Origin of the sequence: Nocardia sp. JMUB6875, from assembly GCF_041154655.1 — a bacterium.
Taxonomy (GTDB): Bacteria; Actinomycetota; Actinomycetes; order Mycobacteriales; family Mycobacteriaceae; genus Nocardia.
Genome location: NZ_BAAFGR010000083.1, coordinates 24,133 through 32,921 on the forward strand (window position 1 = coordinate 24,133; position 8,789 = coordinate 32,921).

General features: G+C 68.0%; 8 protein-coding genes. 7 read left to right on the top strand and 1 reads right to left on the bottom strand.

The window, feature by feature from the left end:
* Positions 1-152 precede the first annotated feature (152 nt).
* The 7 genes from ACAM49_RS21780 (at position 153) to ACAM49_RS21810 (ending at position 7,563) form a co-directional block, all read left to right on the top strand.
* Complete coding sequence (locus tag ACAM49_RS21780) at positions 153-818, top strand: M15 family metallopeptidase (protein WP_369637387.1); 666 nt, start codon at positions 153-155, stop codon at positions 816-818.
* Positions 815-1,945, top strand: a complete 1,131-nt coding sequence (gene alr, locus ACAM49_RS21785) for an alanine racemase (protein ID WP_369637388.1) — start codon at positions 815-817, stop codon at positions 1,943-1,945. Before ACAM49_RS21780 ends, alr begins: the two co-directional genes overlap by 4 nt.
* Entirely contained in the window at positions 1,942-2,988 is a 1,047-nt protein-coding gene (locus ACAM49_RS21790) for an acyltransferase family protein (protein ID WP_369637389.1), read from the top strand. The genes alr and ACAM49_RS21790 overlap by 4 nt, the downstream gene beginning before the upstream one ends.
* Complete coding sequence (locus ACAM49_RS21795; RefSeq protein ID WP_369637390.1) at positions 2,985-3,998, top strand: D-alanine--D-alanine ligase; 1,014 nt, start codon at positions 2,985-2,987, stop codon at positions 3,996-3,998. Before ACAM49_RS21790 ends, ACAM49_RS21795 begins: the two co-directional genes overlap by 4 nt.
* An 81-nt stretch (positions 3,999-4,079) precedes the next feature.
* Positions 4,080-5,294, top strand: coding sequence for a thioredoxin family protein (locus ACAM49_RS21800; RefSeq protein ID WP_369637391.1), 1,215 nt, complete (start codon positions 4,080-4,082; stop codon positions 5,292-5,294).
* 177 nt (positions 5,295-5,471) lie between these two features.
* Positions 5,472-6,464, top strand: coding sequence for a threonine/serine exporter family protein (locus ACAM49_RS21805; RefSeq protein ID WP_369637392.1), 993 nt, complete (start codon positions 5,472-5,474; stop codon positions 6,462-6,464).
* 88 nt (positions 6,465-6,552) lie between these two features.
* Positions 6,553-7,563: a GlxA family transcriptional regulator gene (locus tag ACAM49_RS21810; RefSeq protein ID WP_369637393.1), complete on the top strand. Its 1,011-nt coding sequence runs from the start codon at positions 6,553-6,555 to the stop codon at positions 7,561-7,563.
* A 269-nt stretch (positions 7,564-7,832) separates the two neighbouring features.
* On the opposite strand, the gene ACAM49_RS21815 is transcribed toward ACAM49_RS21810, so the two are convergent.
* The gene (locus tag ACAM49_RS21815) at positions 7,833-8,618 is read right to left on the bottom strand and encodes a maleylpyruvate isomerase family mycothiol-dependent enzyme (RefSeq protein ID WP_369637394.1); all 786 of its coding nucleotides are present in this window, start codon (positions 8,616-8,618) and stop codon (positions 7,833-7,835) included.
* Positions 8,619-8,789: the final 171 nt, after the last annotated feature.

Consider the following 8,789-nt stretch of genomic DNA (forward strand, 5'->3'; position numbering starts at 1 on the left):
CGCACCGGTTCGGGGCTCGTTCGCGCATCGGCCACGTCCGGGCGGGCGATGGCCGAAAAGGTGCGAAATGCGTCCTTGTCGTTCACCTGACCACTGGACAGGCTGGAATCCATTACTGCCGTATGGAAATACCAGTGGAGGTAGCCCACCGCATGCATTCGCCGGCTCCGCGGTCGAAGAAGCCTGATGACACGACAGTTCTCCTCGCCGACCCCCGGGTCTCGGCCGTCCCGCTACGCGAGTGCGGTGAGCCGCTGGTCGCGCTCGACGCGTCGTTCGGCCCTGCCGCCGCACTGGTACGGCGCGGCCTGGCCGAGCGGCTCGCCGACGCCCGCGACCGGATGCCCACCGGTATCCACCTGCACGTCGTCGAGGGCTACCGTCCGGTGCGTGAGCAGCGCGCGATCATCGCCCGCTACTCCGATACGGTCCGCGCTACCCGGCCGGGCATCTCCGAGAGCGATTTGCGGGTGCTGACGAGTCGGTTCGTCGCACCGCTCGAGGTCGCGCCGCACCCCGCCGGCGCCGCCGTCGATCTGACGCTGACCGACGCGGGCGGTTGCGAGCTCGACCTCGGAACCGCCATCGACGCCACGCCCGAACAGTCCGGTGGCCGTTGCTATTTCGCGGCGACCGATATTTCCCCCGAAGCCTGCGCGCACCGCGACCTATTGGCGCGGACGCTGGGCGCGGCGGGACTCGTCAACTACCCGACAGAGTGGTGGCACTGGTCCTACGGGGACCGCTACTGGGCCCTCGTCACCGGTGCCGAAGCCGCCCACTACGGACCGGTAGCGGCCGAGGGGTGCCCGGCGTGACCGCTGTGGCCGTGCCGACCCGAGACATGAGCACCCGGCCCGAGTTGCACGTCGACCTCGAAGCGATCGCCGCGAACACGCGGCTGTTCACCGCGCGCACCGCCGGCGAGGTGATGGCGGTGGTCAAGGCCGACGGGTTCGGGCACGGCGCTGCCGATGTGGCCCGCACCGCCCTCGCGAACGGCGCGACCCGGCTCGGAATCACCAGCCTGACAGAGGGTTTCGCGTTGCGGGAGGCGGGGCTGGACGCAGCCGTGCTGTCCTGGCTGAACCCCGTCGACGCCGACTGGGCGGCAGCGCGGCGGGCGCGGATCGACGTCGCCGTACCGTCCCGCGAGCATCTGCTCGCCATCGCGGCTGCCGGGCCCGGCAGCCGCGTGCATCTGCATCTGGACACCGGCATGGCCCGCGACGGCGCCGCATCGCACGAATGGTCGGAACTGTGCGCCATCGCTGCCGGGTTGCAGAGCCGTGGCGAGATCAGGGTGGTCGGCGTCATGGGTCATCTCGGTTGTGCTGGGACGCCGAAACATCCGGATACGGACACCGGCAGAATTCGGTTCGGCTGGGCCCTCGATGTCGCCCTGGCCGCCGGGCTGGACCCAGCGGACCAGCACCTCGCCGCGACCGCGGCCACCCTCACCGATCCGCGCACCCACTACACGATGAGCCGAATCGGTGCGGGCCTGGTCGGCATAGACCCGTCACGGACCTCCACATTGCGCCCCGCGCTCACCCTCACCGCGCCGATCGTCACGGTCCGCGAGGTCCGACCGGGAACACCCGTCGGGTACGACCACACCTGGGTCGCGGACCGCCACACGACGCTGGCGCTGCTGCCCATCGGGTACGCCGACGGTCTTCCCCGACGCACCTCCGGCCGCGCCGAGGTGCAGATCGCCGGACGCCGCTGCCCGCTCGTGGGCCGAATCTCCATGGACATGGCCGTGATCGACGTCGGCGATCTCTCCGTCCGGGCCGGGGACATCGCGACCGTCTTCGGTTCCGGCGACACCGGCGAGCCGACGGTCCGGGACTGGGCCGATTGGGCCGAGACCATCGAGCACGAGATCGTCACCGGGCTCGGGTCCCGTCTGCACCGCACCACGCGGGGGAGCCACCGGTGACTTCCCCGCACCCTATGGACGGCACCGCCACCGCGGGTGTTCCGAATCCCGCTCCCAGCCGCCGGATCGACGGGCTCGACCTGCTGCGTGGGATCGCGATCGGGCTGGTGATGCTGCGGCACGCGCTGCCGGGGATGTTCGCCGGTGCGGGTGTTGTCGGCATCGTGATGTTCTTCGCCCTCAGCGGCTATCTCATCACCGGCCTGCTGATCGGCGAGCGCGCCCGCACGGGCCGGATCAAGTTGAGCCGCTTCTATGTTCGTCGCGCACGCAGACTCGTCCCCGCGCTGGTAGCGCTGGTCGCCGGTGTCGTCGCCGTGACCTTGGTCCTGGACCCGTTGCACGATCGCGCCGTGCTCGGCCGCACCGTGCTGTTCGCCTTGACGTGGACGGGTAACCTGCCGTTCGGGCACGCCGGCGACGCCACATTCCACCTCTGGACACTGGCGACCGAGGAACAGTTCTACCTGGTCTGGCCGGTGACGCTGCTGCTGCTCGGGCTGCGGCGCGGGCTGGTGGTCGCGGCGATCGGCACGGTGCTGGCGATGGTCGCCACCGTGGTGTGGCTGCGTGCCGCCCCCGACCTCGCCTACTCCCTGCCGACCAGCTGGGCGGTCTGCTTCGTGATCGGTGCTGCCGCCCAACTGCTGCAACGCCGAATTGTCCTGCCGCGCTGGGCAGTACCCGCTGCGCTCGGCGTGCTCGCGCTACTCAGCCTGGTTCCCCTGCGCGGGCACGCGCTGACCTATCTGGTCGGCGGCCCCGCGATCGCCGGTCTCACCGCGGTGCTGGTGATTTCGTGGCGTACCCGGATCGACATCACGACACCGGCGCTGCGGTGGGTCGTGTGGCTGGGAACCATCTCCTACGGCGCCTACCTGTGGAATTACCCGCTCACCCTCTGGCTGCGCCCGTATCTTCCGGATGCCGCGGCCGGTCTGCTCGCCGCCGCACTGACCCTTGTCGCCGCCACGCTGAGCCGGCGATACGTCGAGAAGCCGTTCGAAAAACGTCCCCTTCCCTCCTCGAGGAGACCAGCATGACCATCGCACCGAGTCCCCACGCCCTCCGGATCGCCGTGATCGGTGGTGGCGAGAATTGCGAGCACGAAATCTCGCTCGCCTCCGCCGATTCGGTGGCCGCCGCACTGAGCGGCATCGGTCACGAGGTGGTGCCGCTGACGATCGACCCGCACGGCGGCTGGCTGGACGGCGACGGAACTCCGATCGGACTGGCCGCGGCCGTCGATGTCCTGTGCGGCTGCGATGTTGTCGTTCCGGTTGTGCACGGGCCCCGCGGCGAGGACGGTACGCTCGCGGCGCTCTGCGACCTGGCCGGTGTCGCCTTCGTCGGCTCCGGAATCCGGCCGGGGGCACTGGCCATGGACAAGTGGGCCACCAAACTCGTCGCCCAGGCGCTCGGCATCACCACCGCCGCGAGCGTGGTGCTGACGACCTCGACCGCCTCGACCTACCGGTTCCGGGGCCCGGTGGTGGTCAAACCGATCGCGGCCGGATCCAGTCACGGGGTCCGCTTGGTCGACAGCGAGGCCGAACTCGCTCCAGCATTGGCGGCCGCATTCGCGTTCGACGACCGCGTACTGGTCGAAGAAGTCCAGCACGGCCGCGAGATCGATGTTGCGGTACTGGGAATGAACGACGGCGGGCGGCACGTCTCGCCGCTCCTGGAGATCGTCGCCGACGGCCTCTTCGACCACGATGCCAAATACGGCGGTCACGCCGATTTCCGTGTCCCCGCGGAAGTCTCGCTGTCGGAGCGCAACGCACTGGTGGCTGCCGCACTGGCGATGTACGACGCGCTCGGCTGCGCCGGCGTGGCCCGCATCGACTTCTTCCTCACCGAATCCGGCCCTGTGCTCAACGAGGTGAACACCATGCCCGGCTTCACCGCGCACTCACAGGTCCCGCAGATGTTCGCCGCCGATGGTCTGACCTACACCGCGCTACTCGACACCCTGGTCCAGGACGCGGCCGCGGCAGGCGCTCGGCGACCGACCACGGCTGTGTCGGAGGGTCGCGTGCCGAGCCGGTGATACAGTCCGGCTATGGCTCAGCTGCCCGGGAGTGAACGGGGCGTATCGCACTCGGGGACGCGTTCCGCGAGCGATTCCCGGGTGGAACCGATTGTCGTGGCGGCCGATTTGGAAAGGCTTCTCGCCGACGAATCCCGTGCGGTGCTGATCGATTTCACCGCATCGTGGTGTGCGCCGTGCCAGGATCTCGCGCCGAAATTGGAGCAGTACGCCGCGGCCGAAAGCGAGCGGCTGCGGGTCGTGGCGGTGGATCTCGACTCACACCCGGATCTGGTGAGCCGATATGCCGTGCAGGGAGTGCCGACGCTGATTCTGCTCTGGCGTGGCGACATCATCCTCGAATGGTGCGGACGCACCAATCTGGATGATCTGACAACGGTATTGGATGCGCTTCACTCGACAGCGCCGACCGTCGAGTCGCCACGGCCGGTGCCGCCGCGCCCCGCGCGGACCGTTCGCATCGCGGGACCGCTCCCCGGTGTCGTGCAAATCCTTTCCGACGACACAACGGTTCCCGACGATGCGGCCGCAGCGGGTGAATTGGTGATCGCCACCGCGGCAGGCCAGGAAATCGGTCTGACGATCGGCGACGCGGATATCACCGGATTGTCCCGGCTGGCCCCGGACACCTTCGACGCCTTGACCCTCATGGGTATCACCCTGCGCGACGGCGACCTCGACCATATCGTGCACCTGACCGGCCTGACGCGCCTGGCGATATACGGCTCCGACCTCAGCCCGACCGGCATCGCCAGGCTCGGCGAACTAACCGCACTGCGCGCCTTGGATATCGAGGGCGATCCCGACAGCGGCCCCCACCCCGACCCGGTCGCGATCGACGGCTTGCGGACCGCCCTGCCGCACGCCCGGATCAACGGCACCTGGGTGTCCCCCGCCTTCCGCGCCCTCGTTCCATCCTCGGCCGGCATCGAAACCGACAGCCCCGCAGCCGAACCCGTGACCGCTGTGCTGCATGCGCGCAGGTATGCCCCACGGCGGGTGGCCGCCTATCTCACCCTGCGTATCGCCCCGGACTACTACGTTCATGTCCCCGGCTCCGACACCGGATCGCCCCTCACCATCGCCGTTCCCGCCCAGTCCCCGTGGCGAATTCGCGAAACCCCGGTTTTTCCCTCGACCGAGGACGGCCGCCTGACCGGCACCGTCCTGGTCGCGATCGATCTCGACGGCCGATCACCCATCCTCACCCTCGACCTCCGCGTGCAGGCCTGCCAAGACGACCGCTGCCTGGCCCCTGTCCAGCTCAGCGTTTCCTGCGCGGCCCCGGCCGCCTGACCAAGGTTGCCGTAGACCGGAAAACCCAGTACCACAGCGGATTTCACCTTGGCATGAAAGGTGGGAGGCGCGTCATTGTTGTGGAGCACTATCGCGGCAATGATCGACCATGCGGACCGAGGGCCGTCGATGGCCGTTGAGACGGGGGCCAATCAGCACAGATTTCGAGCGGGAGCGATGAGCGAAACGTCAGGTGTCGGGCCGTTGAGACGAGGAGCGGATGGCGTCGGATCACGCCCTTCAACCGCGGACATTCCAGGCCCCGGCACTCCGGGCGAGCGAGTCCCGGAACGCCCGGTGCCCTACCGCGCGTGGGTGGCCGATCTGGGCATCGTGCCGATCGGGGTGGGTCTGTGCCTGATCATGCAACCCGCCGTGACGACCGTAATCACCGCGGGCGCAGGGTCGTTCGCCCTCGCACAGCTGGCGACGGCGGCCCGGCGCAGCACGGTCCTGCGGGCCCTGCTGCCGGTTCTGGCGCCCCTGCTCATCGGGTGCTCGGTCCTCGCCGCCGAGCACGCGGGCCTGTTGTCGGGTCCGCGGCGCACCGTGGCTGCCGTGGTCGTGCTGCTGCCCGGTGCGCTGATCGTCACCGGTCTGTCCGAGCGCCTCTCCGCGGCAGCGGTCGCCGGTACGGCACAACCGCTCCGCGGAGTACTACGAATTGGCGTGTTCACCGCGGGATTGTCCAGTGCCGCAATAGCCGTGCTCGCCGCGCCGAGCCGGTCGGCCATCGCGCCGACCGATCATTTGGACTGGTGGGCGCCGTGGCTCGGATTGCTGGTGCTGTGGGCCGGGGCGTGCGTCAATATCTATGCCAGGGGCGAGATCTGCCTCTACATCTTCGCGATCATGGTGCTGACCTTCCTGGTTCAAACCGCGACTCGGCTCACCGCCGGACCGGCGACGGCCGGGTTCGCCGGTGCGCTGACCGCTGTCACCGCGGCGGCGCTGCTCGGCCGGCTGAACGACGGGCCCAACGCGCAGGTCGTACTGCAGCCGTCGTGCTGGCTGCTCGCACCCGGAAGCCTGAGCCAACTGGGCAGATGCGGCCACGTCACCCCATACGACAGCCACCTGCCGGCTTCCGTCGTGGCCTCCCTGCTGAGCACCGGTTCGGGAATCATCGTGGCTGCCGCGCTGTGCCGATCGACCCGGAGCCACCGCTGATCCGATAATCCCCTGGTTCCGGGTGATGGCTCGAAAGGTGGGATATGCGTCCTTGTCCTCGATCATTTCGTCCACAAAGAATGGAAATATGGCAGGGCGCGATGTACTGGTGGTGCTCTTCGACGAGGTGACGAATCTCGAAGTCGCCGGGCCCTTGCAAGTATTCGTGACAGCGAACACTTATGTCCCCGAGGCCTATACGATTCACACCGCCAGCGTCGACGGCGAACCGGTGAAGACATGCGGCGGTCTCACCCTCGTTCCCGATACGGCGCTGGCGGACGCTCCGCCCGCCCACACTCTCGTCGTTCCCGGCGGTGTCGGCGCTCGACCGCCACGGCAGGATCCACGACTCGTCTCTTGGTTACGCGACCATGCGGCCTCGGCTCCGCGAATCATGTCCATCTGCACCGGATCGTTTCTCCTCGCGGAGGCCGGCCATCTGGATGGGCAGCGTGCGACGACCCACTGGTCGATGTGCGAAATGTTCGCCGAGCAATATCCGGGCGTGCGGGTCGACAGCGAGCCGGTCTACGTGCGCACCGGGAACGTGGCGACCTCCGCGGGCGTGACAGCCGGTATCGATCTGGCACTGGCGATGATCGAACAGGACCTCGGACGCGACATCGCCTTGAAGGTCGCCAAGCACCTGGTGTTGTTCCTGTGCCGATCGGGAAGTCAGCCACAACTCAGCGTTCAGCTCGGCACCCAGATCGCGGCCCGCCACCGGCTACGCGAACTGCAGTTCTGGATTTCCGAGAATCCCGGCGCGGACCTGTCGGTGGACGCGCTCGCCACGCGGGTCACCATGTCGACGCGACACTTCGCCCGGGCGTTCAAGGAGGAGATCGGCGTCTCGCCCGGCTCCTACGTGGACCGCACCCGCCTCGAGACCGCGCGCCGCCTGCTGGAGGAAACCACCGACGGCATCAACGAGATCTCCCGCCGCTGCGGCTATGGAACGCCGGAGGCGATGCGCCGGGCATTCATCCGCACCGTTGCCGTCAGCCCATCCGAATACCGCCGCCGCCTCCGCGATTCCACTTCACCAGAGGCTCAGGATCACTCGGGAACGCACCGGACGTCTCCGTCGACCTGAACGACGATGGTCCACGGCGGGCATCTCCGAATATTCCCCCAACTGTCGTGAATGCAGGTGTCGTATTCGTGGGGATCCGGAGCCGGAATGCGCGCTGCGGTGCGGCATCCGGCGTCGTACAACGGTTTCGCCATTGACGCACCCGCACCGAATGCGGCGGTATGAGCCATGAACGAGCCACCGAAAACTGTGATGGCGATGGCCTTTCGATACCGGTTCATCAATTCTCCGGGTTGTTCGATTGCTGCGGTCGCCCGCCGCGACAGCAGTCAGGCGGGCAGGAAGCGATCTCGGAAGTTCAAGGCCAGCCAGGGCTTTCGACCCCACATGACCACCTGCCCGGTGAGAGCCGGCCGCCATTGACCGATGCGGCCGTAGTTGAGCAACAACATCGTGACCGGGTCGGCGCAGATGTGGACATCTGGCGCGGGCGCGTCGGCCGGATCGATCGCGAGCCTGCCGTCGCGAAATACGAAGGTGTAGCGGGCCGCTCCACGTAGGCGTAGTTCGTAGGTGGCGGTGTGGCCTTCGGACGCTCGCGCATTCACCCACCCGGGCACGACCTGGTTGAGTCCGTCGAAGACCAGCGGCACATGGGCCGGATCGATAGGCCAAGGACGGCCCAGCATTCGGGCGATGTCGTAGCCGTGAACGATCAGCTCGCCCAGAAACGTGCCTCGGGCGCGGTCGGCGCGGACGCGCTGATCGCCATCGAACATCATGAGCGGCACATCGTCTTCGAAGCCGTCGATCGTTGCCAGGAGCGTCTCGGTGCCTCCTATCAGACGTGCCGCGAGCGCGCGCGGATCGCGGGTGGGAAGGGCCCGGATCTGCTCGGCATTGAACGCGGGCAGATCCGCGGCACTGGCGGGCCAGGCACCGCGGCCCACTGCCAACTCGCGGTAACGAACCGACTCCTCGGCGACATGTCCGAGCACGTCGACAATGCTCCACCCCGGTGTCGCGGTCACCTCACGGTCGGGATCCGGTGCGGTAGTGGTCAATTCGGCGAATCGGTGCGCCATCACACGGATCGCATCGGCCATCGCATCCATCAGGTTGCCTCGAGCTCCTTGGTTGGTTGGTACAGCTCATCCGTCATGTTCGGATGGGTATCAGTAGACCGGCAGTGACGGATCAACCTGGTTGGCCCAGGCGATGATTCCGCCCTGCAAATGCGTGGCATCGGCGAAGCCCGCGTTCTTCAGGGCCGCGAGGGCCTCGGC